General features: G+C 68.0%; 26 protein-coding genes. 6 read left to right on the top strand and 20 right to left on the bottom strand.

From position 1 onward, the window contains the following. Nucleotides 1-132: 132 nt before the first annotated feature. The 7 genes from rpsI to IG04_RS0120790 all read right to left on the bottom strand — a co-directional run bounded on the left by rpsI (nt 133) and on the right by IG04_RS0120790 (nt 9,002). Nucleotides 133-774: a 30S ribosomal protein S9 gene (gene rpsI, locus IG04_RS48190; protein ID WP_245815887.1), complete on the bottom strand. Its 642-nt coding sequence runs from the start codon at nt 772-774 to the stop codon at nt 133-135. Nucleotides 775-800: 26 nt separating this feature from the next. Further along, complete coding sequence (rplM, locus tag IG04_RS0120820) at nt 801-1,244, bottom strand: 50S ribosomal protein L13 (RefSeq protein ID WP_030478339.1); 444 nt, start codon at nt 1,242-1,244, stop codon at nt 801-803. A 257-nt stretch (nt 1,245-1,501) separates the two neighbouring features. Next, nucleotides 1,502-1,789: a WXG100 family type VII secretion target gene (locus IG04_RS0120815; RefSeq protein WP_030478338.1), complete on the bottom strand. Its 288-nt coding sequence runs from the start codon at nt 1,787-1,789 to the stop codon at nt 1,502-1,504. A 68-nt stretch (nt 1,790-1,857) separates the two neighbouring features. Beyond that, on the bottom strand, nt 1,858-2,169 hold the full coding sequence (locus tag IG04_RS0120810; protein WP_030478337.1) for a WXG100 family type VII secretion target: 312 nt from the start codon (nt 2,167-2,169) through the stop codon (nt 1,858-1,860). 147 nt (nt 2,170-2,316) lie between these two features. After that, on the bottom strand, nt 2,317-2,703 hold the full coding sequence (locus IG04_RS44115) for a hypothetical protein (RefSeq protein WP_051770297.1): 387 nt from the start codon (nt 2,701-2,703) through the stop codon (nt 2,317-2,319). 22 nt (nt 2,704-2,725) lie between these two features. Continuing rightward, on the bottom strand, nt 2,726-4,537 hold the full coding sequence (locus tag IG04_RS0120800) for a type VII secretion-associated protein (RefSeq protein ID WP_030478335.1): 1,812 nt from the start codon (nt 4,535-4,537) through the stop codon (nt 2,726-2,728). 439 nt (nt 4,538-4,976) lie between these two features. Then, nucleotides 4,977-9,002: a type VII secretion protein EccC gene (locus IG04_RS0120790; protein WP_030478334.1), complete on the bottom strand. Its 4,026-nt coding sequence runs from the start codon at nt 9,000-9,002 to the stop codon at nt 4,977-4,979. A gap of 230 nt (nt 9,003-9,232) precedes the next feature. Here IG04_RS0120790 and eccD point away from each other — a divergent pair, with 230 nt between their 5' ends. From eccD to IG04_RS0120775, 3 genes are all read left to right on the top strand, one after another. Further along, nucleotides 9,233-10,636 carry a type VII secretion integral membrane protein EccD gene (gene eccD / locus IG04_RS0120785; protein WP_030478333.1) on the top strand — a complete coding sequence of 468 codons (1,404 nt, stop codon included), beginning with the start codon at nt 9,233-9,235 and terminating at the stop codon, nt 10,634-10,636. Then, nucleotides 10,633-12,042, top strand: coding sequence for a type VII secretion-associated serine protease mycosin (mycP, locus tag IG04_RS0120780; protein ID WP_030478332.1), 1,410 nt, complete (start codon nt 10,633-10,635; stop codon nt 12,040-12,042). The genes eccD and mycP overlap by 4 nt, the downstream gene beginning before the upstream one ends. 199 nt (nt 12,043-12,241) lie before the next feature. Continuing rightward, the gene (locus tag IG04_RS0120775; protein WP_144065189.1) at nt 12,242-12,538 is read left to right on the top strand and encodes a hypothetical protein; all 297 of its coding nucleotides are present in this window, start codon (nt 12,242-12,244) and stop codon (nt 12,536-12,538) included. Between the two features lie 57 nt (nt 12,539-12,595). On the opposite strand, the gene IG04_RS44110 is transcribed toward IG04_RS0120775, so the two are convergent. From IG04_RS44110 to eccB, 3 genes are all read right to left on the bottom strand, one after another. Next, nucleotides 12,596-13,654, bottom strand: coding sequence for a WXG100 family type VII secretion target (locus tag IG04_RS44110; protein ID WP_051770293.1), 1,059 nt, complete (start codon nt 13,652-13,654; stop codon nt 12,596-12,598). Nucleotides 13,655-13,665: 11 nt separating this feature from the next. Beyond that, nucleotides 13,666-13,983, bottom strand: a complete 318-nt coding sequence (locus IG04_RS0120765; protein WP_245815886.1) for a type VII secretion target — start codon at nt 13,981-13,983, stop codon at nt 13,666-13,668. Between the two features lie 100 nt (nt 13,984-14,083). After that, complete coding sequence (eccB, locus tag IG04_RS0120760) at nt 14,084-15,697, bottom strand: type VII secretion protein EccB (RefSeq protein ID WP_030478328.1); 1,614 nt, start codon at nt 15,695-15,697, stop codon at nt 14,084-14,086. Between the two features lie 159 nt (nt 15,698-15,856). Between eccB and eccE the strand changes: the two genes are divergently transcribed. The 3 genes from eccE to IG04_RS0120745 all read left to right on the top strand — a co-directional run bounded on the left by eccE (nt 15,857) and on the right by IG04_RS0120745 (nt 19,681). Further along, on the top strand, nt 15,857-17,173 hold the full coding sequence (gene eccE, locus IG04_RS0120755; protein WP_420843950.1) for a type VII secretion protein EccE: 1,317 nt from the start codon (nt 15,857-15,859) through the stop codon (nt 17,171-17,173). Beyond that, the gene (locus IG04_RS0120750) at nt 17,170-17,898 is read left to right on the top strand and encodes a hypothetical protein (protein WP_030478326.1); all 729 of its coding nucleotides are present in this window, start codon (nt 17,170-17,172) and stop codon (nt 17,896-17,898) included. Before eccE ends, IG04_RS0120750 begins: the two co-directional genes overlap by 4 nt. Before the next feature lie 220 nt (nt 17,899-18,118). Beyond that, on the top strand, nt 18,119-19,681 hold the full coding sequence (locus tag IG04_RS0120745) for a S8 family peptidase (protein ID WP_030478325.1): 1,563 nt from the start codon (nt 18,119-18,121) through the stop codon (nt 19,679-19,681). 482 nt (nt 19,682-20,163) lie between these two features. Here the strand turns inward: IG04_RS0120745 and truA are convergent, their stop codons facing one another. From truA to map, 10 genes are all read right to left on the bottom strand, one after another. After that, complete coding sequence (gene truA / locus IG04_RS0120740; protein ID WP_211257786.1) at nt 20,164-20,958, bottom strand: tRNA pseudouridine(38-40) synthase TruA; 795 nt, start codon at nt 20,956-20,958, stop codon at nt 20,164-20,166. A gap of 59 nt (nt 20,959-21,017) precedes the next feature. Continuing rightward, nucleotides 21,018-21,590, bottom strand: a complete 573-nt coding sequence (rplQ, locus tag IG04_RS0120735; protein ID WP_030478323.1) for a 50S ribosomal protein L17 — start codon at nt 21,588-21,590, stop codon at nt 21,018-21,020. A gap of 51 nt (nt 21,591-21,641) precedes the next feature. Then, nucleotides 21,642-22,700 carry a DNA-directed RNA polymerase subunit alpha gene (locus IG04_RS0120730; RefSeq protein ID WP_030478322.1) on the bottom strand — a complete coding sequence of 353 codons (1,059 nt, stop codon included), beginning with the start codon at nt 22,698-22,700 and terminating at the stop codon, nt 21,642-21,644. A gap of 150 nt (nt 22,701-22,850) precedes the next feature. After that, nucleotides 22,851-23,456, bottom strand: coding sequence for a 30S ribosomal protein S4 (gene rpsD / locus IG04_RS0120725; RefSeq protein ID WP_030478321.1), 606 nt, complete (start codon nt 23,454-23,456; stop codon nt 22,851-22,853). A 23-nt stretch (nt 23,457-23,479) separates the two neighbouring features. Next, on the bottom strand, nt 23,480-23,887 hold the full coding sequence (gene rpsK, locus IG04_RS0120720) for a 30S ribosomal protein S11 (protein ID WP_030478320.1): 408 nt from the start codon (nt 23,885-23,887) through the stop codon (nt 23,480-23,482). Between the two features lie 37 nt (nt 23,888-23,924). Continuing rightward, nucleotides 23,925-24,305, bottom strand: a complete 381-nt coding sequence (rpsM, locus tag IG04_RS0120715) for a 30S ribosomal protein S13 (protein ID WP_030478319.1) — start codon at nt 24,303-24,305, stop codon at nt 23,925-23,927. A 216-nt stretch (nt 24,306-24,521) separates the two neighbouring features. Beyond that, a complete protein-coding gene (rpmJ, locus tag IG04_RS0120710; protein ID WP_010148647.1) occupies nt 24,522-24,635 on the bottom strand; it encodes a 50S ribosomal protein L36 in 114 nt (37 codons plus the stop codon). Between the two features lie 25 nt (nt 24,636-24,660). Beyond that, nucleotides 24,661-24,882 (bottom strand): translation initiation factor IF-1, encoded by a 222-nt coding sequence (gene infA, locus IG04_RS0120705; RefSeq protein ID WP_005166804.1) that lies wholly within the window; start codon nt 24,880-24,882, stop codon nt 24,661-24,663. A 122-nt stretch (nt 24,883-25,004) separates the two neighbouring features. Further along, nucleotides 25,005-25,586 carry a hypothetical protein gene (locus tag IG04_RS0120700; RefSeq protein ID WP_030478318.1) on the bottom strand — a complete coding sequence of 194 codons (582 nt, stop codon included), beginning with the start codon at nt 25,584-25,586 and terminating at the stop codon, nt 25,005-25,007. Between the two features lie 213 nt (nt 25,587-25,799). Next, a complete protein-coding gene (gene map / locus IG04_RS0120695; protein ID WP_030478317.1) occupies nt 25,800-26,576 on the bottom strand; it encodes a type I methionyl aminopeptidase in 777 nt (258 codons plus the stop codon). Nucleotides 26,577-26,582: the final 6 nt, after the last annotated feature.

Here is a 26,582-nt window from a genome sequence, read left to right as displayed (position 1 = left end):
CAGCAGTTCGTGGTGAACTGCTGCTCCCGCAGGTATAGCTGGATGACGCTCGGAGTGCGGGGTGTCCCCGCACTCACCGCGGAGGAGCAGTGATCTGACGAACGCAGACACGGCTCGCCCCGCGGTGGGGCATCAACGCTTGGAGTACTGAGGCGCCTTGCGGGCCTTCTTCAGACCGTACTTCTTGCGCTCCTTGACCCGCGGGTCACGAGTGAGGAAGCCGGCCTTCTTGAGGACCGGACGGTCCTCGGAGTCGACGGCGATCAGCGCACGCGCGATGGCGAGACGCAGCGCACCGGCCTGGCCGGTGATGCCGCCGCCGTGCAGGTTCGCGATGACGTCGAACGTCTCGGGCTTCTCCGTGGTGACGAGCGGCTCCTTGATGAGCTGCTGGTGCACCTTGTTCGGGAAGTAGGTCTCGAGGGTCTTGCCGTTCAGCGTGAACTTGCCGGTGCCGGGCACGAGGCGGACGCGGACGACGGCCTCCTTGCGGCGGCCGACGGTCTGCGCGAGGTGCGCGGCGCCGTTCAGCGAGAGGGCGACCACCGGCGCGGAGGTCTCTTCGACGGCCTCGGCGTCGGCCTCGGCGGCGTCGGCCTCGGGGGCGTCAGCGTCAGCCTCGACGGCCTCAACCTCGACGGCCTCAACAGCCTCAGCCTCAACAGCCTCGGGAGCCTCTTCGGCCTCAGGAGCGTCGACGACCTCGGCCTCGACAACCTCAGCCTCGACCTCGGGGGTCTCGACCTCGGGGGTCTCGTTCTCAGGGGTGGTCACAGGAACTTCCTCGGTGTACTCGTCGCTCACTGGGCGATCTTCTTGATCTCGAAGGCCTGCGGCTGCTGCGCCTCGTGCGGGTGGCTCGCGCCTGCGTAGACCTTGAGCTTGTTCGCGATCTGACGGCCAAGGCGGTTCTTGGGCAGCATGCCCTTGATCGCCTTCTCCACCAGGCGGTCCGGACGGGTGTCCAGGACCTCGCCGAAGGACTGCTTGCGCAGACCACCGGGGAAGCCGGAGTGGCGGTACTGGAACGCCTGGTCGCGCTTCGCGCCGGTCAGAGCGACCTTGTCCGCGTTGATGATGACAACGAAGTCACCAGTGTCAACGTGAGGCGCATAAGTCGGCTTGTGCTTGCCGCGCAGCAGCGTCGCGGCCTGGGTGGCGAGCCGGCCGAGCACCACGTCCTGGGCGTCGATCACATGCCAGGTGCGGGTCACCTCACCGGGCTTCGGGCTGTACGTGCGCACGGATCTACCTCGTCGTCACTTGCGTCTGGGGTCACTGCGGCGGTTGCCCCAGACCGATCTTGGACGAACCAAGCGGTGGTTCCGAGACAGACGCGGCACACATGGGCGCCCGCTACCGCACAACAACGTCAGAAGATACCGGATGGGTGGCGCGGGCACCAAAACGGCCCCTCTCAAGCCACCCTTCCCTGGACATACGCGAGCCCCGGACCACGTGGTTCCGGGGCTCGCGAGGGTGTTACGAAGGCCGAGCAGGCTTACCAGCGGTTGGCGTTCTGGCGCTCGGACTGCTCGTAAGCCTCGCCGGACTGCTGCACGGCGGTACCGATGGCGGCGAGCACGGCCTGCAGGTCTGCGGCGGCCTTGTCCCACTTGTCCTGCGCTGCCTGGTACTGCGTGGCGGCGTCGCCCTCGTAGCCGGAGAGCGTCGCCGTCACCTTCGTGCGCAGGTCGTCCAGCTGCTGGTCAACGCTCTTGGCGGCGCTGCTGATCTGCGAAGCCGCGTTCGCCACCTCGGCGAAGGTAACCTGAATCGGACCACTCATTGCTATCTCCCCTGGGATCTGTTTTGAAGTCTGGAAACGCTAGAAGCGACTGACGAACGAAAGCGAGATCAGCTGCCACTGAGCCGGCCGGTGATGCCGGTCATGCTCTGCTGCTGCTCCTCCTCGTTGCGGGCGTAGACGTCAGCGGAGCTGGAGATCTGCTCGGCGATGGCCATCAGCGCTTGCTGCACCTTCGCCGCGTCCTCGTGGAAGCGCGACATCAGGTTGCCGAACGCGGTGGCGGCGTTGCCCTTCCAGGTGCCGGACAGCGTGTCGACGGTGCTGCCCACCTGACGGAGCGTGCCCTGCGTCTGCTCGTTGACGTCGGCAATGTGCTTCGCCAGGGCGTCGAGCTCTTCAGACGTAACGGTCAATGCCATTGGGAGATGCCCCCTTCAGAGAACTTCAAGTCGCACTTCTTGGTTCGTACGCCTCTTCCGACGAGGACCCTGCCACGTCGGTTCCGTTCTGTCGCGACTTCGTTCGAAGTAGTTGCGCTAGTAAACGGCTCCGGGTGAAACCGGGAGTCAGTAGAGGATTCGCGACTGCGAAAAGTCCTCGTCATCGTCACTCACACGGGGAAGCTGACCACTCGGACCGGCGACGGCCGACGAACCGAGAGTCACCCGTTCCGTCTCAGCTGGGACGGGTGCGGCCGGTTCGGTGGCGTCCGGCACCTGTTCGACAGCCAGCCCGCGGTCGGTGCGGAACCCCCTGGCGGCCTCCCGGACGTCGGCAGGTGTGGCCTGGCCACCGGGCTCGACCTTGCGATCACGGGCCAGCGCTGCGAGGTCACGCGTACGTTCCCGCAGCTTGGCGTTGCGTTCACCGATCTCACCCGACGCGCGGCGGGCACGGGTGACCGCTGCTCCGACCTCGGCGCGGAACCGGGCGAGGACCTCGGTGGCGGACATCGGCGACTCCCTGACGTTGCGGCTACGACTTGATGACCAGTGAGCGGACGATCTGCTCGCAGGCGGCGCCGACCTGGGCTTTTGTGGCTTCCGTCGCCTGACATCCGACGCTCACCTGGTGCTCGCCCACGAACTGGATGTACCAGTCGACACCGGTCGTCCCGATCACTTCGCGATAGTGAACAACAGACTTGCCGGCGAATGAGCTTTCTTCGGAGAAGTTGGCGACCACATCGCCTTTCTCCTTGCGTTGCTCAAAGGTGTTCTTCAACTCACTCAGCGCGCGAGAGCGATCCGCGTCGCTGTCGTACTCAAGTGTTTGCTCCTGCACAGCAATACGTGCTTCCGGCTGTTCGCCATCGGAATTCTTGCGATCAATCGGTTGCAAAAGCACCTGGCGGACGGGCGCGGCGCCGCCCGTCTGCTCCCACCCGTCCGGCCGGGTGAAGCTGTAGTCGTAAACGGCGATCCGGTCGCCCTGCGGAGCCGGCTGTTCCTGCGTCCCCTCGGGCTTCAGCCAGTAGTAGCCGCCGACGCCGGCCGCCGCGAGCACGGCCACGACACCGATCGTGATGAACAGGCGCGCCTTGCTCTTCTTCCGCGGCGGTGGCGAAGCCGCCGGGAACGAGACGGGGAACTGCCCGGACGGCGGTGGCGTGATCCGGCGGGTGATCTTCCGCGTGGCCTCGTCGCCGACCCGCAGGTTGTGAGTCACCTCACCCGACGGGCCCTTCGACTGGGGCTGCTGGGCCACACCGCCGGTCCGTTCCGGATCGAGGCTGACCGCCCGCAGCGCGCCGCGGGCCACCACCGTCTCCGGCTGGTCGATGCTCGTCGGCACCACGCGGATCTGCTCGTGCACCATGCGCGCGACCAGCGGGATCCGGCTGGACCCGCCGACCAGGAACACCCCGGCGAGCTGCTGGGGAGCGAGACCGGCGTCGCGGACCGCGGCACCGGCCAGCGCGGCCGCCCGGCTGATCGGCGCGGCGATCAACTGTTCCAGATCCGAGCGCGTCACGTGCGCGTCGGGGAACGGCGGCGGCATCGGCACGTCGGTGTAGGCGTGCCGGGACAACGTCTCCTTGGCGCCGCGCACGTCCTGCCGCAGCACCCGCCGCTTGCGCCGGTCGGCCATCTCGCGGCCCTCGACGAGCTGCCGCCACGCCTCGGGGTCCTTGGCCGCGACCAGCCCGCCGACGTGTTCGAGCAACGCCTGGTCGATGTCCGCGCCACCGAAACTCGGGTCGCCCTTCGCGGACAGCACCCGGAAGCTCCTGCCCGCCCGCGCCACCACGCTCGCGTCGACCGTGCCGCCACCGAGGTCGAGCACGGCGAGAGCGGCACCGTCCGGAATGGAGTGGCTCGCGGAGTGGAAGACGGCGGCGGCGACCGGTTCGGGCACCAGCACCACCTCGCGGCCGAGCCCGCGGGCCGCCTGCAGCAGGACGCGGGTGCGGACGGAGCCCCAGTCCGCGGGGTGGGTGAGGACGAGAAGGTCGACAGGCGCTCCGCCACCAACGCGCCGTGCTTCTCCCACGGCTCGTGCCAGCACCGCCCGCACAACGTCCACAACGGGCAGCACGGTGCTGCCGAGCAACAACTCCCCCTCGTCGATACGACGCTTCGGGTGCGGCTCGTAGCGCGCGGGATCGACCGCCGCCTGGCGTTCGGCCTCCTGGCCGACGAACAACGTGCCGTCGGCGGCCGCGAACACGGCGGACGGCACGAGCGGCTGGCCGTCGAACACGACGACCTGCGGCTCCCGCCCGTTCGCGGAGATCGCCACACAGGTGCTCGACGTGCCGAAGTCGACCGCGACGTGCAGGCTCATGCACATTCCCCTCTTCCGCGCACATGCTTACCCGATACGACTGCCTCGGACGACACGGATGGCCAAGTCGGTCATTCCGGACCAGGTCGAGCAGCGCCTGCTCCGGGCGCGACCGGGTGATCGTGCCGCCCCAGCCGGGAACGGTGTCATCGAGACGTGATCGCCGCGTGAGCGGTGTGCGGCAGAGTTCTCCCCAGCCGGTTCGGAGGAGTCAGCCTGGGGGGTGGCTCGGAAGAACAGCATCCGGAACGCCGGTGCGGTCGCCTCCCTCTTGACTGCATCGGCGTTCCGGATCCGGCGGCTGGGGGAAGGTACTACCTGGAAAGGCCCGTGGCTTCGGCCGCGGGCCTTTGCCGTTCGCGCCGAGCTCCCCCGAAAACGACTCGTGGGTGGCCCCGCCGTTGCGGCGAGACCACCCACGAAGACGTTGCTACGGGGTCTAGTCCGGCGTGATCCAGGCGAACTGGATGCGCTGCTGACCGTGCTTGCGGGTCACCAGCGTGCCCCGGCCGGGAGGCTGCGGCGACGGCTTGAGGTTGCCGACGATGTTGCCCTCCTCCTTCGAACCGGAACCGACGAAGATCGGCGCCGAGATCTCCTTCAGCTTGCCCATGATCGGGTCGTACATCGCGCGGGACGCACCACCCATGCGGCGGACGACGACGATGTGCAGACCGACGTCCTTGGCCTGCGGGATGAACTCGGCCAGCGGCTGCATGGGGTTCGCACCACCCTGCGGAGCGACCAGGTCGTAGTCGTCGACGATGACGAAGACCTCGGGGCCCTTCCACCAGGAACGGTTCTTGAGCTGCTCCTGCGTGACGTCCGGGCCGGGCATGCGGCCGGCGAGCGAGCCCTTGATCTCCTGCACGTTCTGCGTGAACTGCGGGCCCGACACCGCGTAGGTGAGCAGGTGGTCGGTGTCGATGAAGCCGAGCATCGTGCGGCGGTAGTCCGCGAGCAGGATCAACGCCTCGGACGAGGTGTAGCTCTGCATGATGCCGCGGACGATCGTGCGCAGGATGTTCGTCTTGCCCGACTCACCGTCCGCCAGCGCCATGAAGTGCGGGTCCGCGTCGAAGTCGAGGTAGACCGGCGCGAGCTCGTCCTCGTTGACGCCGACCGGGACGAGGCGCCCGCGGTTGGGGGCGGCCTGCTGGACGTGGGCCATGAACTGCCCGTGGTCGAGCAGGTCGGGCAGCATCCGGACCTGCGGGGCGCGCGGGCCCTGCCACGCCGCCGTGAGCTTGCTCGCGAGGTCGGCGACACCCGCCGTGACGCTGTTCGCGTCCTGCGAGGTGTCGATGCGCGGCAGGCCGACGAGGTAGTGCAGCCGGCGTCCACTGGAACCGTCCATGACGATGCCGCGGCCAGGGCGGCCCGGCGGCACGTTGACCGCCACCTTGCGGTCGACCTCGGACTCGCTCGGGTCACCGAGCCGCAGCTCGAAGCGCGTGCCGAGGAGGTCCTTCATCGCGGGCCGGATCTCCGCCCACCGGCTCGCGCCGACGATCACGTGCACGCCGTAGGACAGACCCTGCGCGGCGAGCGCCTGGATCTGCGGCTCGACCATCTCGAACTCCTGGCGGAAGTTCATCCAGCCGTCGACGATCAGGAACGCGTCACCGAACGCGTCGTCCTTGATCTCACCGCGACGCTTGCGGTTGCGGAACTCGGCCAGTTCGATGCGCTGGTCGCGCCAGCGGAGCTCGCGTTCCGCGATCAGGGTCTGCAGCTCGGCCACCATGCGGCGGACCTTGTCGACGTCGAGACGACCGGCGAAGCCACCGACGTGCGGCAGGTCCTCCATCGCGGCGAGCGAACCACCACCGAGGTCGATGAGGTAGAACTGCACCTCCTCCGGCGTGTGGGTGAGCGCCATCGACGCGACGAGCGTCCTGAGCATCATCGACTTGCCGGACTGCGGACCACCGACGATCGCGCCGTGACCGGCCGCACCGGAGAAGTCCGCCCACAGCAGGTCGCGGCGCTGCTCGAACGGCTTGTCGACGATGCCGACCGGGATCTGCAGCGTGCTGTTGGCCGGGTAGCCCGGCGACGTGAGACCGCGGTCCGGGGTCACGTCGAGCGGCGGCAGCATCGTGTCCATGGTCGGCGGCTCGTTGAGCGGCGGCAGCCACACCTCGTGCGCGGGCGGGCCCTGGCCGTAGAGGCGTTCGACGATGAGCTCGAGCTGGGTCGGCTCGTTCGCGTCCTCCTTGACCGGCTCCGCGACCTTCACCGGCTCGAGCGGGCGCTCCGGCTCCTTCGGGATCTCGATGAAGTCCGGCACGAAGAAGCGCGGGCGCTTGTCACTGCGCACGGCCACCGACTCACCGGCGGACTGCATGCCCGCGGGACGGTAGGTACCCGAGACGTAGAGCGCCTTGAACCTGGTCAGCGGCATGCCCTGCACGCTCAGGTAACCCGAGCCCGGGATCGGCGGCAGCTCGTAGGCGTCCGGCACACCGATCGCCGCGCGGGACTCAGCCGCGTTGAACGTCTTCAGACCGATCCGGTACGACAGGAACGTGTCCAGACCGCGGAGCTTGCCTTCCTCGAGCCGCTGCGACGCGAGGAGCATGTGCATCTGCAGCGACCGGCCGACACGACCGATCTGGAGGAAGATGTCGATGAAGTCCGGCTTCGCCGTCAGCATCTCGGAGAACTCGTCGATGCAGATGAACAGCGCGGGCAGCGGGTCGAGCTGGGCGCCGTTCTCACGGGCCTTCTCGTAGTCCCAGACGTTCTTGTAGTTGCCCTTCGCCAGGACCTCCTGGCGACGCGACACCTCGCCCTCGATGGCGTCCTTCATGCGGTCGACCAGGCTGAGGTCGCCGGCGAGGTTGGTGATCGTGGCGGCGACGTGCGGTGCCTTGTCCAGACCGAGGAACGTCGCACCACCCTTGAAGTCGACGAGGATCATGTTGAGCGCCGTCGACGAGTGCGAGGCCAGCAGACCGAGCACCAGCGTGCGGAGGAACTCCGACTTGCCGGAACCGGTCGCGCCGATGCACAGGCCGTGGGGGCCCATGCCGTCCTCGGCCGCTTCCTTGATGTCGAGCTCGACCGCCTGGCCGTGCTCGCCGATGCCGAACGGGATGCGGTAGCGGTCGCGCTTGGGCCGCGGCCGCCACGCCTGCTGCACGTCGAACGTGATCGGGTCGCCGGGAATGCCCATGAACTCGAGCAGCGGCGGGTTGTTGCTCATCGCCAACGGGTCCTCGCCCGAGTCGCCACCGGCCTCACCGGCGGCGCCCATGCGGTAGGGCGAAAGCCTGCGGGCGAGCGCCTCGGACTCCACGATGGACAGCCGGTCCGGGGCACCGAACCACTCGACACCGGTCGCGGAACGGGCGCCCAGCTGGTTGTTCTCGACGACGAGCCGCAGACCGCGCCGCGCCGTCAGGTTGCCCAGGCACTCGCTCAGGTCCAGCAGCGTGACGCCGACCAGACCCTCCTCGATGATGATCATCTCTTCGCGGCTGATGTCGCCGTCGTCGATGACGATCACGATGTGCGGCTGGTCGGGCGGCGGCGGGGCGTTGCGGGTGAACCGCTGCCGGTCGCGCAGGTTCTCGTCCAGCATCGCCTCGACCTCGGCGAGCGAGTTCGCCATCATGCGGCGCTGGCCGATGCCGTCGATGTCGGTGGGGTGCTGCGAGTGCGGCAGCCACTTCGCCCACTCCCACAACTGCTTGGTGCGGCCCGCGCTGACGACCGCGATCAGCAGGTCGTCCGGGGCGTGGAAGGTGACGAGCTGGGCGATGAGGGCGCGCGCGACGTCACGGCGGTCCTCGATCTCACCGAGCAGGCCGACCGCGGCGAAACCGCGCAGTGCGATGGAGATCGGGAGATCGGGCACGAGCGAGTGGGCGCGCACGAAACGGCGCAGCGCCAGCGTCGCGATCGGCTCGAGCTCCTCGACGGGACCGGTCTGCGGCGGCACCAGGCGGGTCGCGAGGCGCTGCGAGCCCCGTCCCGCGCGCAGGTGGCAGAAGTCCGGGTCGTTCTGACGGCGTTCCCACATGCGCCTGGTGGTGGCGAGCGACCACAGCATCTGCGGGTCGGGGTGCACCCACTCGCGCTCGGCGCGCTGCTCGTCGGCGGCCTCACGGGCGCGGTCGCGCATCTGGCCGAGGTACCGCAGGTAGTCCTTGCGGTCCTCGTTCATCTCGGCTTTCTTCTGACCCTTGCCCGAGCCCATGCCGCTCGCCATCATGCCGATGGTCGAGATCATCATCATGCCCGGCATGATCATCGCCGCGGGCTGCCGGGGCATGAACACCAGCATCATGCCCATCATGCCCATCGACGCCACGATCATGACGACGGGCATCGCCTTCATCATGATGTTGCCGGGAATGATCCGGGGGACCTCGGGTGGCGGTTCGAGGTGGACCTCACCGCCCGGAGGCCGGGGAGCAGCAAGGCGTGCCGTTCGCTTGAACTGCAGCGTGCTCAACTGACAGGCACCTCTTCGACTCGTTACGCCACCAGTAGCAACCGACACTATTGCGCATCCGCGCGCGTCACGAAGGTGGGTCGGAAAAAAACCCAGTCGAACGTGTTCTGCGAACCACACGTGCAAGAGGCGTCGGTCCGGCCATACTAGGGCCGCCCGCCGACCGTCCAGGTGGACCAATAGGGTCGGGCACATCGTTTGCAAGTGCTGATCTGACTTAGGGGGCCCTGGTGGCGACCGGTACGACGGTGTTCAGCCGTGTCACGGTGGTGGCACCTCGAACGCGTATCGACGTCGCGCTGCCTGCCGACGTGGCGGTGGCCGATCTCCTGCCGATGTTGCTGGACATGGCGAGAGAGGCCACTCCGGACGGCGGCGTGCGGCACGGTGGCTGGTGCCTCGCCAAGCTCGGCGACAGCCCGCTCGACCCGGCGCGCACGCTTGCTTCGCTCGGCGTCGTCGACGGCGAGCTGCTGCAGTTGCGGCGCCGCAACGAGAATCCGCCGCCGCCGTTGTACGACGACGTCGTCGACGCGATCGCGGAGTCCGATCCGGACTCCTTCCGGCCATGGACCAAGGAGACCGCGCAGCGGTTCGGTCACCTGGCCGGCGCGATCGCGCTGATCGCGTCCGCGGTGGCGTTGTTCCTGTCCGGCCCGATCACGCAGGGCGGTTCCGGCAGCGGTCTCGCCGCCGCGATCGCCGGTGGTGTCGGCGCGATCGCCATGCTGGCGGCGGGCGCGACGATCTCGCGGGCGTACAGCTCGGCGTCGACCGGTGTACTGATCGCCGCGTGCGGCTCGCTGCCGCTGGCGTTCGTCGCGGGCTTCCACGCCGTGCCCGGCGTCGGCTTCAACCCGAAGATGCTGCTCGCGTCCGCGCTGATGATGATCTTCGCGTGGGGCGGCATCCTGCTGATCGGCCAGGGCATCACGGTGTTCATCGCCGCGGCGACCGGCGGCACCCTCGTGGCGCTGGCGTTCCTCGTCGCGACGTTCGTCGAGCACCCGCTGTCCGGCGTGGCCGCCGCGACCGGCGCCGTGGCGCTCGCCGCGCTGTCGATGCTGCCGAGGCTCACGCTGCAGCTGGCCAAGATCCCGCCGCCCGTCGTGCCGACGAACGCCGAGGACCTCAAGGAGGACAGCGGCTTCCCGGAGTACGCGGTCATCGAGCGTCGCACGGCCGTCGCGCACGAGTACCTGACGGGCATGATCATCGGCACCGGCGTGGTCGCGGCACTGGCCGCCATCGTCGCCGCGGGCGCCGACACGATCTGGGGCCCGATCTACGGCGTGGTCGTCGCGATCGTGCTGATGATGCGCGGCCGGGCGTACGCGAACGGCGCGCAGGCCGTCGCCTTGCTGTCGACCGGCATGTTCGCCAGCGCGGGCATCCTGATCGGCTGGCTGATCGCGTCGACCTCGTTCGACCGCATCGCGTTCGTCTTCGGCGCGCTGCTGCTGCTGGGCGCGCTCGCGCTGGTGCTCGGTGTGATCTTCCCCGGCCAGAAGTTCTCGCCGCCGTTGCGCCGCACCGTCGACATCATCGAGGCGATCCTGATCGCCTCCGTGCTGCCGCTGGCACTGGCGGTCATGGACATGTACCAGGTGTTCCGAGGCTTGATCACGCTATGAGGACCGGCATCAGGCGCACCACGGCGGCAGCGACCGCCGGACTGCTTCTGCTGACGGGGACGCTGCCGCAGGCCTCCGCTCAGCCGTCCTCCACACCGGCGGCCGCACGCCCGAACTCGGTGCCGCCGGACCTGCCCGAGGGCACGCAGCCCCCGGCGGACGAGGGCAAGCCCGACGTGCCGTACAAGCGGACCTCGAAGGGGTGCGTGGAGTCCGACACCAAGAGCGAACTGATCGAGTACATGCCCTGGGGCCAGGTCTACCTGAACCTGGACCAGGCGCACAGGTTCGCCACCGGCAAGGGCATCAAGATCGCGATCATCGACACCGGTGTCGACCCGCGCAACCCGCGCTTCGGCGGCAGGGTCCAGGGCGGCGGAGACTACGTCTCCAACCAGAACGGCATTGACGACTGCGACGGCCACGGCACCGAAGTCGCCGGTGTCGCCGCCGCGGCCAAGACCGAGGGCGACTTCATCGGCGCCGCACCGGAGGCGACGATCCTGGCGATCCGCCAGACCAGCGACCGCTTCGAGTTCGAGGGCAACGCGACCACCGAGAAGCGCGCGTCAGCCGGCAAGGTCGGCACGCTGGCGCAGGCCATCGTCCGCGCGGCGAACCAGGACGCCAAGGTCATCAACATCTCGCTGACGAACTGCAGCAGTCCCAAGGGATTCAGCGCGGACGACCAGAAGCTGCAGGCCGCCATCAGGTACGCGGTGGACGTCAAGAACGTGGTGATCGTCACGGCGGCCGGCAACCTCAGCGACCAGGGCACCGGCTGCGCCGCGCAGAACAACAACCTGGACCCCACCAACGTCAACTCGGTCTCGTCGCCCGCGTGGTTCGCGAACGACGTGCTGTCCGTGGCGTCGATCGCCCGCTCCGGCGAGGTCTCGGCGTTCAGCGTCTGGGGCCCGTGGGTCAGCATCGCCGCACCGGGCGAGGAGATCATCTCCGTCGACCCCAAGGGCACTGGCCTGACCAACGCGAACGTCACCGCGCAGGGCGTGCAGGACATCAAGGGCACGAGCTTCGCGGCCCCGTACGTCTCCGGCATCACGGCGCTGGTGCGTGAACGGTTCCCGAACCTCAACGCACGCCAGGTGATGGACCGCATCAAGGCCACGGCCCTGCACCCCGGCAACGTGTCCGGAAAGGACAACAAGATCGGCTTCGGGATGATCAACCCCGTCGCCGCGCTGACCGCGGTGCTGCCCGGTGAGTCCAAGGGCTTCCAGAAGGAGCAGTCCAAGGAGATGAACACGGCCGTCACCCCGCCGCCGGGGCTGGACTGGCCGCCGATCATCGTGGCGTTGTCGGGCATCGGCGCCGGCGGCGGGTTGCTGTTGCTCACGTTGATCGTGCGCAACTCGCTGAACCGCAAGCGCGGCCGCCCGGCCTGACGGGCTCGGCTCCTCGACAACGTGAACGGCTCCGCAGGACAGTGTCCTGTGGAGCCGTTCACGTTGTGCGCCGTATTCGTGGACGGGTTTTCCGGCGAAACCCCGAAAATGATGCAATTCCCCCTCTACGATGGTCATCACATCGAAAGATTGTCGCTTTATTGGGGGTTTGGTGACAAAACGAATCATTGCCGTGACCGTGGCTGCTCTGGCAGGCATGACGCTCACCGCGATGCCGGCATCCGCCGCGGTTCAGAGGGACTACCAGGTGCAGGGCGCGAGCATCCGTGCTTCCGCACACGGTGACTCCACCAGGGTCGGCCTCGGTTACATCGGACAGGGCCTGACCGCCTACTGCGGCAAGTTCGGGCCGACGGGCAAGGGCTCGACCGCGGTGCTCTACTGGATCCACCACCGGAACAACCGCACCGGCGTGACCGGCTGGACCGCGGGCGGCAACGTCGGAGGAATCATCCACAACATTCCGAGCTGCTGAACAACGAGAACGGCCCCGCCGATTCGGCGGGGCCGTTCTCGTTGTTCCGGAAAGCTTTCAGTCGTCGTCGCCGATCGTCTTCGGCGCGGCCTTCTTGGGCTTGCCGAGCAGGTCCTCGATCGAGCCGGTGATCCGCTGCTTCGGCTTGTGCTCCTTGTCGCCGCCCTGCTGACCGCCGCCCATGCCACCCATCATCGGCATGCCGCCCATCATCGCGCCGCCGGGAGCGGCCCCAGGACGGCCACCAGCGGCCGCGGCGGCCGGAGCCGCCCCAGCACCCTTGTCCGCGAGCGGTACCTGTTCAGCGACGCCTGTGGCGCCACCGAACTGCATCGGCTGCGGTGTCGCGGCGGCCGGCGCACCGACTGAACCACCGCCACCAACCCCGCCACCGCCGACCCCGCCGCCGCCACCGCCCGACGAGGCACCGGTGCTCGCGGCGGCAGTGGCCGAGGTCCTGGCCGGTTCCGGCATCTTGGTCTCCGGCTTGGCGGGCGCCGCGTAGGTCCAGTCCTTGTCGGGATACCTGTGCTCCATCCGCACGTCACCGAAGCCGGCCGCGTCACCGGACACCCCGTCGCACAGCTTCAGGAACGCCTCCAGCACCTGCCGCGCGGACTCGTGCAGTTCGCGGACGGGATCCTTGAGCTCCTCGATGTGCCTGATCGCGCGCTCGTCGCCGTCCAGCGGCAGCGAGGCCGTGCCGGACACCGAGTCGGCGGCGTCGGCCAGCACGTGCGCCATGTCCTGCACGATGACGCGCACGCCGTCCGCGGTCTCCTCCAGCGCGTCCGCCATGGCGTTCATCGCGTCGGACATGTCGCCGCCCGCGAGCCCCACCTTGCGCATGTGCTCGAGGAACGCGTCGGCGTCCTTGCCCTCCCACCGCGCGTCGACCCCGCCCAGTGGCGCCGTGACGTGTTTGTTGACCGCCTCGGTCACCTTCGCGGCCTTGCGCCAGCGTTCGGCTTCCTCGCGCAGGTCGTTCCAGTCGCCCACCAGCGGGTCGAAGAAGTCGTGCACGAGGTCCACGACACCGAGTTTGCGGCTGACCTGCGAGAGGTAGTCGAGCTCGGGACCGACCTCGGCCGCGATCTGCTTGCCGTCCTTGGCCATCACAGCTCCCCCTACCGCCGGTCGGCCTTCTTGATCGCCTGCAGGGCGTCGTCATCGCCCCTGCCGTGTGCACCGGCGACGGCGTGCAGGCCCTTGGCGGCCGCGTCGAGCGTGTCGCAGGCACGGGCGAGCTGCGAGTTGAGCAGCTCGGCCGCACGCGCGTAACCCTGGGCCGTACCGACGGTTCTGCCGATCTCGCCGAACGACTGCGGGCGCAGCGGGGACACCTTCATGGCGTCCCGCACCCGCCTCAGATCGTCCGTCGTGCCGTCGATCCGATCGGCGTACTTCTCCAGCCACTCGGCGTCGACGCTGATACGACCGGCCACAACTCGTCCCCCAAACAACTTCCGGGTGCCTGGTGTGACGGCACTCACTGGCCGCCACACCTTGTCCACATTCGACGGTGATACACCCGGCGCGGTTCCGCTACTTCTGCGCGGCCTGCGGATCCTTGATGGTGCCCTTGGGCGCGAGGATCGAGTCGTAGCTGCGGTTCGCCTCGTTCTTGTTGAGCTGCGGTCCCATCGGCAACAGGCTCAGGATCTGGTTCGGTGCCGGCGGGAACGTCCCGGTAAGACCCAACGCCGTCGCGGTCGCCGCGTCCGGGACGCCGTAGCGGACGCCGCGGCCCGTGACGACCTGCACAGGCCCGGTCCCGAAGTCGCCCTTGCCCTGGCTCGCCCGCACGACGGCGGCCTTGCCCGGCAGCATCAGGAACTCGTCGAGGATCTCGCCCGTCGCGCCCGTCGCGTTCAACTCGACCGGGGTCATCTCCTTCGGACCGGGCAGCTTGGAGCCGATCGTCACGGAGGTGTGCTCGGCCTTGGTGTTCTCCGTGTAGTTGTCGGCCTTCCAGCCCAGGCACAACACGGTGTTGCCGGGGTTCGCCTCGAGCGTCGTCGGAATCCGCTCCGGGTACGAGTCGAGCTTGAGCGGGGACTTCGGGTCCCTGTGGTCCACGACCGCGTTCGGCGTGAGCGGGATCGACTTCTGGTTGTTCGAGTACGACCAGCGCAGCAGGTCGCCGACGGTCTGGTCGACCTCCTGGAAGCCGTCCTTGAGCGCCACCATGTACGTCGCGGTGCCGGTCAGGTTCACCTCGACGACCTCGCCGATGTTCACGTTCGTCTCGGTGACGTAGGTCGCCTTCTTGCCCTGGTCGGCGATGACCGGCGCGATCAGCGGGGCGACCTCGGGGATCGCGTTCAGCATCGCCGTGCTGATCGCGCGCGGCTGCTTGCCCTTCAGCTTGAGGGCGTTCATCACCTTGTCGTTCTTGAGGTCCACTTCGGCGCGGACCGTCGACGACGAGATGTTGCCCAGATCCTTGGGCTTCTTGTAGATCAGGTACGCCTTCTTGGCGCCGGTGCGCTGCTGCACCAGAATCGCCTCGTCGCCCAGTTCGGGGTTGCCGCCGCTCACACCGGCGACGACGGAGGTCTTGATCTGGTTCTCCGCCGCCTGGTTCTCACGGAACTCGTCCAGGTCGAGCGTGTCGCAGACGGACCACTGCGCGTCGATGCGGAGGTTCGCGTTCGGCAGCACGTCCGGAGCGTCCGGCAGGCCGGTCAGCCGGCCGCGCGGCAGGTTCGCGAGAGCCTTCTCACTCACCAGCTTCGGGGTCCCGCCGGCCGCCTCCTGCTGACCGCCCGCCGTGCCGGCCGGTGCGTCGCCGCCGCCCTGGCCCTGCTGCGCGTCGGGGCTGTTGCGCGAGTACCAGAGCAGCCGGGCGGAGGCCAGGTTCGTCATCGGGATCAGCCGCCGCGGCGCGTTGTCGACCACGTAGACCTGGCCGGTCTCCTTGCTGATGGCGATCTGTGTCTCGGTGTCGAGCTTCGGCGCCGGGCTGAAAAGCCCGACGATGAGGAAGCCCAGCAGACCGACGACACCGAGGACCACACCCACCGCTGTCGCGCGCGAGTGGTTGCGCATCGGGTCGTGCAGCATGACCGCGTCTCTGCGGACAAGCGCGGACTGCATCCGCTGCAGGACGAATCGGTAGGCCTGGACCTGTGACTTGGTGGTGGGTGTTGATGCCATTCTCGGCTCGCTGCTCTCCCAGTCGCGGTACGGTTCGGCAGGATAGCCGGACGCAGGTTGCTCCGTGGGCCGGTTCGCCAAGCCCGCCGACCATCGAGGGGAAAGAGACCACAACGGATGTCCGTGACCACTCCACATCCGCCCCGGCCCAACCCAGGGATGGCACGGCCGCAGGGATCCAAGGGTCCTGGCCAGCAGGCACCTGCGCCGCCCCGCCCGGTCGGGCGTGTCCGTCGCAGCACCTCCGGCGCCAGCCTCGGTTCGTTGCCGGTTTCCAACGTAGTCACGATCGAGGTCGGTCTCGCGATCGCACTCCTCGTGCTCACCCTCATGGGCGTCAAGCAGGGCGACGCGCTGAACGTCGTCTCGGTCTCGATCGCCGGCGGTGTGCTCCTCATCGCACTGATCCTGGCGTTCACCCGATCGCGTGGTCGCTGGCTCACCCAGTGGATCGGCGTCCGGATGCGCTACAACTTCCGGTCGCACAGCCGCACCGCGAAGCGCCTGGACCCGCAAGAGTCCAAGCCCGGTGACGACGAGATGCAGGTGCTCGGCCCGGAGGACCCGCGCGTCGCGTTGCTGCGACTCGCGATCCCGGACCTGGTGATCGCGAAGGGCGTCGACCACGAACGCCGTCCGCTCGCGCTGTCGTGGCACGAGGGCGTGTGGACCGCGGTGCTGCTCGTCGACCCGACGCCGCCGCTGATCTCCGCGGTCGGCTCGGCACCGTCGCTGCCTCTGGGAGCGCTCACCCCGTGCCTCGAAGACCGCGGTGTCGTGCTGGACGCGATCACCGTGATCTGGCACTGCTACCCCGGCAGCGCGGCACTCCCGCCGAACTCGCCGGCGATCAGCTCGTACATGGAGGTGCTCGGCCCGCTGCCCGCGGCGGCCCGGCGCACCACGTGGATCACGGTCCGGCTGGACCCGCGCCGCTGCGGCGAGGCGATCCGGGAGCGCGGCGGCGGCGTCGTCGGCGCGCACCGGGCGCTGATCGGCGCGTTGTCCCGCGTCCGCAACGCCCTGGAGTCCGCGGGCGTCACGATCCGCCCGCTCGACTCGGACGAACTGCTGCGCGCGGCGATCTCATCGGCCGAGCTCACCGCGGCCGTCGGCAACACGAACCCCGTGTCGCTGCGTGAGAAGTGGGCGGGCGTCACCGCGGGTGGCGTCGGTCACGCGAGCTACGCGATCACCGGCTGGCCGTCCAAGGGCCTCAAGGGCAACCTGAACGCACTGACCGGTGTGCGCGCTCTCTCGTCGACGCTCGCGATGTCCATCTCCCCGTCCCGTGAGGACGGTCAGGTCTCGCTGCGCGGCCTGGTGCGGGTGAGCGCCCGCACGCCGAGCGAGCTGGACCGCGCCGAGGACCAGTTGTCCAAACTGGGCGACAAGCTCGACATCACGCTGACCCCGTTGCGGGGCATGCAGCTCGCGGGCCTCGCCGCGACGCTGCCGCTGGGAGGTGTGGCATGAGCTCGTCGTCCCGTCTGCTCGACACGCGCGGCCGCGGCGCGGTGGCACCGGAGTTCCTGGTGTCGCCGGACATGCTCGACCTGGTCAGCCCCAGCGGTGACCGCGGCGGCATGATGCTCGGCCAGGGCACGAAGGGCGAGCCGCTCAGCGTGTCCGTGCTGCGCCCGACGCCGACCCGCATGGTGGTCGTCGGCGGCCTGTACCTGGCCCGCCAGATCGCGTTGCGCGCCATGGCGACCGGAGCGTGGATCATCATCGCGACGGGCCGTCCGCAGGCATGGCAGCCGGTCGTGCGCGCCGCGGGTCAAGGTCCGGACGGCCGTCCGTCCCAGTTGGTGCAGCTGCGCCGGCTGTCCCCGGCGGACCTCCCGCGCCCGACCGAGGACATGCCGCTGCTGGTGATCCACGACGGCGGCCACGTCCCGCAGGAACTGTTCCCGCCGCGCGCGCCGTGGCAGACCACGATGTACGTGCTGCCGTACCTGCACCCGCAGGCGTCGTCCACGGCGAACAACGCGGACCTCGTGCTCCTGCAGCGCCTCCCGATGGGCCAGGCACAGCTCGCCGGCCAGATGTGGCGCCTGCGCCCGCAGATGTTCCAGCAGCTCACCCAGCTCAAGGACGACCAGGTCATCGCGATGGGCCAGGACATGTGGGCGCACCTGCGCCTCTACACGACCCCGGCCGAGCAGCAGATCCTCGGAGCAGTCCGCAGAGGCGATTGAGACGCTCAGCAAATAGGCGAAACTTGCGCCCCGAACGGACAACCGTTCGGGGCGCAATTGTTTTGTAAAGAGATCAGCAGCACCAACTAATTCACAAAGCTGACCAAATCTGTTGATTCGGCATTCGAAGGCAATTTCGTGGACCTTCTTGTGCGAAATCAGTCCGCGCCACTAAGAAAACTCTCACCTGCACAACCCTGCGACGAGGGAGCTTGCTGCTATGGGAGAATCGTGGGCCAGACGAGCGGCTGGAATCGGGCTGGTGGCGGGCACTGCGCTCGTCCTGTCGTCCGTCTCCGCCACCGCTGCGCCCGAGGGGGAGATTCGCAACCTCGGTGCGTCCAACGCGGTCAAGGACAACTACATCGTCGTGCTGAAGGACATGGGCACGTCAAGCGTGGATAACCTCAGCGCTAAGTACGGCGCGAAGGTGAAGCACTCTTACAAGTCCGCTTTGCGCGGTTTCTCGGCGCAGATGTCCGAAACCCAGGCCAAGCGCCTGGCAGCAGATCCGGCCGTCGCCTACGTCGAACAGGACGGCGAGGTCCGCGTCTCCGACACGCAGACCCCGACCCCGTCGTGGGGCCTCGACCGCATCGACCAGCGCACGCTCCCGCTGGACAACAGCTACACCTACCCGAACCGCGGCACGGGCGTCACCGCGTACATCATCGACACCGGCATCCGCATCTCCCACACCGACTTCGGCGGCCGCGCCGTACACGGCAGGGACACCGTCGACAACGACAACGACGCCACCGACTGCAACGGCCACGGAACCCACGTCGCGGGCACCGTGGGCGGCACCAAGTACGGCGTCGCCAAGGACGTGAAGCTGGTAGGCGTCCGAGTCCTCAACTGCTCCGGCGGCGGCACCTTCGCGGGCGTCATCGCCGGCATCGACTGGGTCACCGAACAGGTGACCAACAGCCCCGCAAACAAGCCCGCGGTAGCCAACATGTCCCTGGGCGGCGGCGCCAACCAGACTGTCGACGACGCCGTGAAACGCTCCATCGCCGCAGGCGTCACCTACGGCCTGGCGGCAGGCAACGACAACGGCGGCAACGCCTGCAACACCTCACCGGCCCGCACCCCCGAGGCAATCACCGTCGGCTCAACGGACCGCACCGACGCCCGCAGCTCGTTCTCGAACCTCGGCAGCTGCCTCGACATCTTCGCCCCAGGCCGCGACATCACCTCGTCCTGGCACACCAACGACGACGCCACCAACACCATCAGCGGCACCTCAATGGCCACCCCGCACGTGGTGGGCGCAGCAGCCGTGTTCCTCGGCTCGTCCCCCACGGCCACCCCGCAGCAGGTCCGCGACGCCCTGGTCGAGAACGCCAGCTCCGACGTGGTCACGAACCCAGGCACCGGCTCCCCGAACAAGCTCCTCCAGATCACCGGCACGGCCCCCGGCAACCCGCCCGGCCAGTGCCCGGCCGTCACCAACGACACCGACACCGCCATCCCGGACGCCAGCGAGGTCAAGTCCGCGATCACGGTCGCCGACTGCAACGGCAAGGCCAGCACCACCGGCTCCGTGAAGGTGGCCATCAAGCACACCTACCGAGGCGACCTGGAACTGTCTCTGATCGCCCCCTCGGGCACGGTGAAGGTCCTTAAGGTCAGCAACGGCTCAGACAGCGCTGACGACGTCAACGCCACCTACGCCGTGAACGTCTCCGCAGAGGACGCCAACGGCACCTGGCAGCTCAGGGTCCGCGACCTCTACCGCCAGGACACGGGCCACATCGACTCGTGGACGCTCGACATCTAGCCAAGCCGCACCACCATGGAGCCCTCGGTCCCCCCTCCGGGGGCTCCTCCCTTTCCGGAAGGGCAGGCAGGCTGACGCAGGGGTACCCCCTGGCGGAAGGTCCCCCGCGACCCAACGTACAGAGCAGGTCTGACACTCCGACGAGGTCACGGCGGCGCGAAACAGCGCAAGGCAGGGCGAGCCGAGGCTCGACACGAGCCGGGACGTGGCAGGGCATGGCACGCGGGATGGCGCTGGGCAAGCAAGCCAACTCAACCGCGATGCCGCAGGCGAGCCGTCCTTACCGCACGGCATGGGTGGGGTGGTCCCCACCACCGCAACCCTCTAAGCAACGCAACTCCGCCCAAGGCAACAGGCGTGCCATCAACCCACGCATGGCGCGGGCCGGTCTTTGATCAGATTGTGGGGGGTCTGGGGGGCGGAGTCCCCCAGGAAGCAGCGCAACCACACGCCCGCAACAGCAACCCATCCCAACCGACGCGTCAACGCTCCAACGTACGAACCCGCCGAGTCGCCTCAGCCCGAGCCGCCAACTCCCCATCCCCAGGAAAATCCACCCGCACCAAGCACAACCCATGAGCAGGAGCCACGGTAACCCCGCTAGCCCGCCCACTAAGGCTCAACAACGACGAAGGCCACTCAACCGCCTTCCGCCCCTCCCCAACAGCCAGCAACGCCCCAATGAGCGACCGAACCATCGAGTGGCAGAACGCATCAGCAGACACGAACGCCGTAACCACCCCATCCACCTCAGACCGCACCAGCTCAAGCCGCTGCAGCTCCCGGATGGTCGTAGCCCCGTCACGCCGCTTGCAGAACGCGCAGAAGTCGTGTTCCCCCAACAAAAGCCGCGCGGCCTCGTTCATGGCGGAAACGTCCAGCGGACGAGGCCAGGCAAGGGTGTCCAGCCGCCGCAACGGATGCGCCCCGAAATCGGCATCCGCGACCCGGTACTCGTAGTGCCGCCGCAAGGCAGAGAACCTAGCGTCAAAGGCAGCAGGCACCACCCGAGCGGCAAACACCCGGACATCCGAAGGCAACGCCCGAGCCAGCCGCTTCGGCAGCCCGGCAACATCAACGGAGGCAGGCAGATCGGCGTGAGCGACCTGCCCGGAGGCGTGCACCCCGGCATCGGTGCGCCCGGCCACGGTCAGCGAGACGTCCTCCCGCAGCACCATCGACAGCGTGTCCTCGAGAACGCCGCAGACAGTCCGCCGGGAGGGCTGCCGGGCCCATCCGGAGAACTCGGTCCCGTCGTACCCGAGGTCGAACCGCACACGAACAAGCCCGCCGCCCCCAGCAAGGGGAGCGACGGGCTCGTCAGCAGGAGAACTGCTCAGGACTCGTCCTTCTTGTCCTTGGCCTCTTCTGCCTTGACATCCTCGGCCGACGGCTCGCCGTCAACCTCGACAGCGCCCTCGGCGGGCTCGTCGGCGGCGTCCTTCGTCGCGGACTCGGGCGCGTCAGCGTCCTGGTCGACGACCTCGGCGGCCGGCTTCTCGTCCTTGGCGAACTTGGTCTTGCGCGCAGCCTCGGCCTCGGTGGAGACGAGCTTCTGCTGCACCAGCTCGATGATGGCCATGGGGGCGTTGTCGCCCTTGCGCGCCAGCGTCTTGGTGATGCGGGTGTAGCCACCGGAACGGTCGCTGAAGAACGGACCGATCTCGGCGATCAGCTTGTGCACGACGTCCTTGTCGCGGATCAGCTTCATGATCTCGCGACGGTTGTGCAGGTCGCCGGCCTTGGCCTTGGAAATGATCTTCTCGGCGTACGGACGCAGCCGCTTCGCCTTCGTCTCAGTGGTCTTGATCCGGCCGTGCTGGAACAACGCCGTCGCCAGGTTGGCGAGCAGCAGCCGCTCGTGCGCCGGAGACCCACCGAGCCGGGGGCCCTTGGTAGGGGTGGGCATCGCTTGCTCCTGTAGTTACTAAAAGAGATCCTCTAGCTCTGAATCAGAGCGTCAGAGCTGCTCGGTCTCCGCGTAGTCCTGACCGTCGTCGTGCGGGTCCAGGCCGGTACCGGCGCCCCAGCCCGTGTCACCGGGGTGGTAGTCGGCAGCAGCCGCGGACGGGTCGAACCCAGGAGGCGAGTCCTTCAGCGCGAGGCCGAGACCGACGAGCTTCATCTTGACCTCGTCGATCGACTTCGCACCGAAGTTGCGGATGTCCAGCAGGTCCGCCTCGCTGCGCGACACGAGCTCGCCGACGGTGTGGATGCCTTCCCGCTTCAAGCAGTTGTAGGAACGGACCGTGAGGTCCAGATCCTCGATAGGCATCGCGAACGCGGCGATGGTGTCAGCCTCGGCCGGCGACGGGCCGATCTCGATGCCCTCGGCGTCGATGTTCAGCTCGCGAGCGAGGCCGAACAGCTCAACCAGGGTCTTACCCGCGGAGGCAACTGCGTCCCTCGGAGTGATCGAGGGCTTGCTCTCCACGTCGAGGATCAGCTTGTCGAAGTCCGTACGCTGCTCGACACGAGTGGCCTCGACCTTGTACGTCACCTTGAGAACCGGCGAGTAGATCGAGTCGACGGGGATGCGGCCGATCTCGGCGCCCGCCTGCTTGTTCTGGACAGCCGGGACGTAGCCGCGACCGCGCTCGACGACGAGCTCGATCTCCAGCTTGCCCTTGCCGTTCAGGGTGGCGATGTGCAGGTCGGGGTTGTGCACGGTGACACCGGCCGGAGGCACGATGTCGCCCGCGGTCACCACACCGGGGCCCTGCTTGCGCAGGTACATGGTCACCGGCTCGTCCTCTTCGGACGAGACGACGAGCTCCTTGAGGTTCAGGATGACGTCGGTGACGTCCTCCTTCACCCCGGGAACCGTGGTGAACTCGTGCAGCACGCCGTCGATGCGGATGCTCGTGACAGCAGCACCGGGGATCGACGAGAGCAGCGTGCGGCGAATCGAGTTGCCGAGCGTGTAACCGAAGCCCGGCTCCAGCGGTTCGATGACGAACCGGGAACGGGTCTCGGAGACCGCTTCCTCGGCGAGCGAGGGGCGCTGGGAAATCAGCACTGGGTTCTACCTTTCCGACAACGACGCCCGCTATTTGACGCCGCCAACTTCAGCCAGCCACGAGGACCGGCAAACGCACTCGGCACACCCTTCGCGCCGATGCGGGACCCGACCCGAGCCACCGCCCGGAGGACGGTGGCTCGGAGAGGATCACTTCGAGTAGAGCTCGACGATGAGCTGCTCGGTGACAGGCGTGTCGATCTGCGCGCGCTCGGGCAGCTGGTGCACGAGGATGCGCAGGTTCGAGGAGACGACCTGCAGCCAAGCGGGAATCGGGCGGTCACCGAAGGACGCGCGAGCAGCCTCGAAAGGCAGCGTCGGCATGGACTTCGGCTTCACGTCGATGATGTCGAACTTCGACACCTGGTAGCTCGGGATGTTCACCTTCTGGCCGTTGACCAGGAAGTGACCGTGCGCGACCAGCTGGCGAGCCTGGCGACGCGTGCGGGCGAGGCCCGCGCGGTACACCACGTTGTCGAGGCGGGCCTCGAGGATCTGGAGCAGGTTCTCGCCGGTCTTACCCGGGCGACGAACCGCTTCCTTGTAGTAACGGACGAACTGCTTCTCGAGCACGCCGTAGGTGTAACGAGCCTTCTGCTTCTCCTGGAGCTGCAGCAGGTACTCGGACTCCTTGACCCGGCCACGACCGTGCTGGCCGGGCGGGTACGGACGGCGCTCGAAGGCCTGGTCCCCACCAACGAGGTCAACCTTCAGACGACGCGAGATGCGCGTCGCGGGTCCCGTATAACGAGCCATTAGTTCTTACTCCTCCCCGTGCCTCAGACCCGGCGCCGCTTGGGCGGGCGGCAGCCGTTGTGGGGCTGCGGGGTCACGTCCTGGATGGTGCCGACCTCGAGACCGGCGGCCTGCAGCGAACGGATCGCGGTCTCACGGCCGGAGCCGGGACCCTTGACGAACACGTCCACCTTGCGCATGCCGTGCTCGGCGGCCTTGCGGGCGGCGTTCTCGGCAGCCATCTGCGCCGCGAACGGCGTGGACTTGCGCGAGCCCTTGAAGCCCACGTGGCCGGCAGACGCCCAGCTGATCACGTTGCCCAGCGGGTCCGTGATGGACACGATGGTGTTGTTGAACGTGCTCTTGATGTGCGCCTGGCCGTGCGAGACGTTCTTCTTTTCCTTGCGCCGGATCTTCTTGACCCCGGCGCCCGTGCGGGACTTGGGTGGCAAAACGAACTCCTAAGTTGAGGGCAGCAGACGCGAGGTCTTACTTCTTGCCGGCCTTCTTCTTGCCGGCCACGGTCTTCTTCGGACCCTTGCGGGTACGGGCGTTCGTCTTCGTGCGCTGCCCACGAACGGGCAGGCCGCGACGGTGCCGAAGACCCTCGTAGCAGCCGATCTCCATCTTGCGACGGATGTCGGCCGCGACCTCACGGCGAAGGTCACCCTCGACCTTGTAGTTCGTCTCGATGTGGTCCCGCAGCTTGGCGAGGTCGTCGTCCGTCAGATCCTTCACCCGGAGGTCCGGGGAGATCTCCGTGGCGGTGAGCAGCTCCTTGGAGCGCGTACGACCGATGCCGAAGATGTAGGTGAGCGCGATCTCCATCCGCTTTTCGCGGGGGAGGTCGACGCCAGCGAGTCGTGCCATGTGGCGATTAACTCCTGTCGATTACTTCCAGGTCTGCTCCTCGCCCAATTCCGGTGACTGACTCGCTGTCTGTCGTTCCGGCTGCTCTCACAGCCGGCGTCCCGGCCCCGGCCTGGAATCCGGGGGTGTCCGCACGCATGGAGCCCGTGCGGTAGGTGCGAGGAGTTTCTCGTTACTGCGTCATCGAAAGACCTCGACGAGCGCGAGTGGAACTGCTCAGCCCTGGCGCTGCTTGTGGCGCAGGTTCTCGCAGATCACCATGACCCGGCCGTGACGGCGGATCACCTTGCACTTGTCACAGATCTTCTTGACGCTCGGCTGAACCTTCACGCCTGAGATCTCCTGCTACTGGAGGTCACTTGTAGCGGTAGACGATGCGCCCGCGGGACAGGTCGTAGGGCGAGAGCTCCACGACAACCCGGTCCTCAGGGAGGATGCGGATGTAGTGCTGTCGCATCTTGCCGCTGATGTGCGCGAGTACCTTGTGACCGTTCTCCAACTCGACCCTGAACATCGCGTTGGGGAGCGGCTCGACTACGCGGCCCTCGACCTCAATGGCCCCGTCCTTCTTGCCCATGTCCTCCGCGTTTCGTGACGGTGATATTAACCTTTGGACGCGCGCCACCCCGGTTCGATCTGACCTCGGAGGGCACGACTGAACCGGCGCGACTGATGCGCCACCTGACCAGTGTACGCAGCTCACTGCGGCAACCCAAATCGGGTCCTCTCAGCGCCCGTGGAGGGCTGTACACCCCGTTCGAGCACCGGCTTCAGGCGCGCGATGTCGTTGATCTCGGACTCGTGCCTGCCGAGCACCGACTTCAGCGTCCGCAGGCGCTGGGCAGCGGTCCTCGATCCGTACCCGGTCTCGTCGGAACACTGCTGAGCTGCGTTGCTGAGCGCGGCGTCGCCGGATCCGACGCCGTAACTCTCCGGGCTCGGATCGCCTGGCCCACGCTGGGTGAACCCGGCGCGGTCGAGACAGTGCAGCAACGTCGCCCCGGTGGCCCGCGTCTCGGCGGCCTCCGGCCCGGACCGGAGCAGGACGTCCCACTCCCGCACGACGACGTCGTGCAGCACCGTGATGCGACTCACTGCGTCGACGTACTCCCACGACGCGGTGGCACGAGCGTCTCCCCCGCACCCGCCGTCGACGGCCGGCGGCGGACTGACGAAGTTCGGACGCCGCACGATGACGTCGGAGAACGGTGGTCGGCAGCCCTCCGCCGCGGCGATGGCGTCGGCCAGGAAGATCCGGTCGGCGACCCGCTCCGCCGGCACGTCCTGGTAGGTGAGATCGGTGGCCGGCTTAGAGGCAGCGCAGCCTGCAAGTGGAATCAAAAGGGCGGACAGGACGAAACGGGTTACCCCCACAATGCCCCCAAGCATTGGACTCGCTCGTCAGCCTCGACCGTATCGGGCCTGACAAACGAAATAGCCCCGTTCACCGCAGGGTGAACGGGGCTACGTCCGAAAACGTTGGGGCGCTTGGCTTTACTCGGGTGCGGTGAGCACCCAGGGGCCGTCCTCGGTGATCGCGACGCTGTGCTCCCAGTGGGCGGCACGCGTGCCGTCGAGCGTGACGACGGTCCAGCCGTCCTCCAGCTCCTGGGAGTCGTCCGTGCCGAGCGTGAGCATCGGCTCGATCGCGATGGCCATGCCGACCTTGAGCCTCGGGCCCTTGCCGGGCTTGCCGAAGTTCGGCAGGAACGGCTCCATGTGCATCTTGGAGCCGATGCCGTGGCCGCCGTAGTCCGCGACAACGCCGTACTCGATGCCGTCGCGCTCCCCCGACTCGATGGCGGAGGACTCGATGGCGAACGAGATGTCCGTGAGCCGGCCGCCGGGCAGCGCGGCCTCGATGCCCGCGAGCATCGACAGCCTGGTCGCCTCGGACAGCTTGTGGTCCGCGGGAGACAGCTCGCCGACGCCGACCGTCACGGCCGAGTCGCCGTGCCAGTCGTCGAGGATCGCGCCGCAGTCGATGGAGATCAGATCGCCCTCGGCCAGCACCTGCGTCCTGCTGGGGATGCCGTGGACGATCTGCTCGTTCACCGACGCGCAGATGCTCGCCGGGAAGCCGTGGTAGCCCTTGAAGGACGGGACGGCGCCGGCGTCGCGGATGGTCTGCTCGGCGATCTCGTCGAGGTCCCAGGTGGACACCCCGGGCTTCACCGCGTCCACGACGTTCTGCAACGCCCGTGCCACGACCAGACCGGAGGCGCGCATGGCCTCCAGCTGGCCGCGGGTCTTGATCTCGATCTTGCTCATGCCTTC

Source organism: Lentzea albidocapillata, from assembly GCF_000719115.1.
In the GTDB taxonomy this organism is placed as follows: domain Bacteria; phylum Actinomycetota; class Actinomycetes; order Mycobacteriales; family Pseudonocardiaceae; genus Lentzea; species Lentzea albidocapillata.
The sequence above is the reverse complement of the archived record's forward strand: the minus strand, read 5'-3'. Positions and strand labels throughout refer to the sequence as shown.

Excerpts from the sequence above, each read along its gene's own strand:
- IG04_RS0120815 (WP_030478338.1), bottom strand. The coding sequence starts at position 1,789 with ATGAGTGGTCCGATTCAGGTTACCTTCGCCGAGGTGGCGAACGCGGCT.
- IG04_RS0120810 (WP_030478337.1), bottom strand. The coding sequence starts at position 2,169 with ATGGCATTGACCGTTACGTCTGAAGAGCTCGACGCCCTGGCGAAGCAC.
- IG04_RS44115 (WP_051770297.1), bottom strand. The coding sequence starts at position 2,703 with ATGTCCGCCACCGAGGTCCTCGCCCGGTTCCGCGCCGAGGTCGGAGCA.
- IG04_RS0120800 (WP_030478335.1), bottom strand. The coding sequence starts at position 4,537 with ATGAGCCTGCACGTCGCGGTCGACTTCGGCACGTCGAGCACCTGTGTG.
- mycP (WP_030478332.1), top strand. The coding sequence starts at position 10,633 with ATGAGGACCGGCATCAGGCGCACCACGGCGGCAGCGACCGCCGGACTG.
- IG04_RS44110 (WP_051770293.1), bottom strand. The coding sequence starts at position 13,654 with ATGGCCAAGGACGGCAAGCAGATCGCGGCCGAGGTCGGTCCCGAGCTC.
- eccB (WP_030478328.1), bottom strand. The coding sequence starts at position 15,697 with ATGGCATCAACACCCACCACCAAGTCACAGGTCCAGGCCTACCGATTC.
- eccE (WP_420843950.1), top strand. The coding sequence starts at position 15,857 with ATGGCACGGCCGCAGGGATCCAAGGGTCCTGGCCAGCAGGCACCTGCG.
- IG04_RS0120750 (WP_030478326.1), top strand. The coding sequence starts at position 17,170 with ATGAGCTCGTCGTCCCGTCTGCTCGACACGCGCGGCCGCGGCGCGGTG.
- IG04_RS0120745 (WP_030478325.1), top strand. The coding sequence starts at position 18,119 with ATGGGAGAATCGTGGGCCAGACGAGCGGCTGGAATCGGGCTGGTGGCG.
- rplQ (WP_030478323.1), bottom strand. The coding sequence starts at position 21,590 with ATGCCCACCCCTACCAAGGGCCCCCGGCTCGGTGGGTCTCCGGCGCAC.
- rpsD (WP_030478321.1), bottom strand. The coding sequence starts at position 23,456 with ATGGCTCGTTATACGGGACCCGCGACGCGCATCTCGCGTCGTCTGAAG.
- rpsM (WP_030478319.1), bottom strand. The coding sequence starts at position 24,305 with ATGGCACGACTCGCTGGCGTCGACCTCCCCCGCGAAAAGCGGATGGAG.
- infA (WP_005166804.1), bottom strand. The coding sequence starts at position 24,882 with ATGGGCAAGAAGGACGGGGCCATTGAGGTCGAGGGCCGCGTAGTCGAG.
- map (WP_030478317.1), bottom strand. The coding sequence starts at position 26,576 with ATGAGCAAGATCGAGATCAAGACCCGCGGCCAGCTGGAGGCCATGCGC.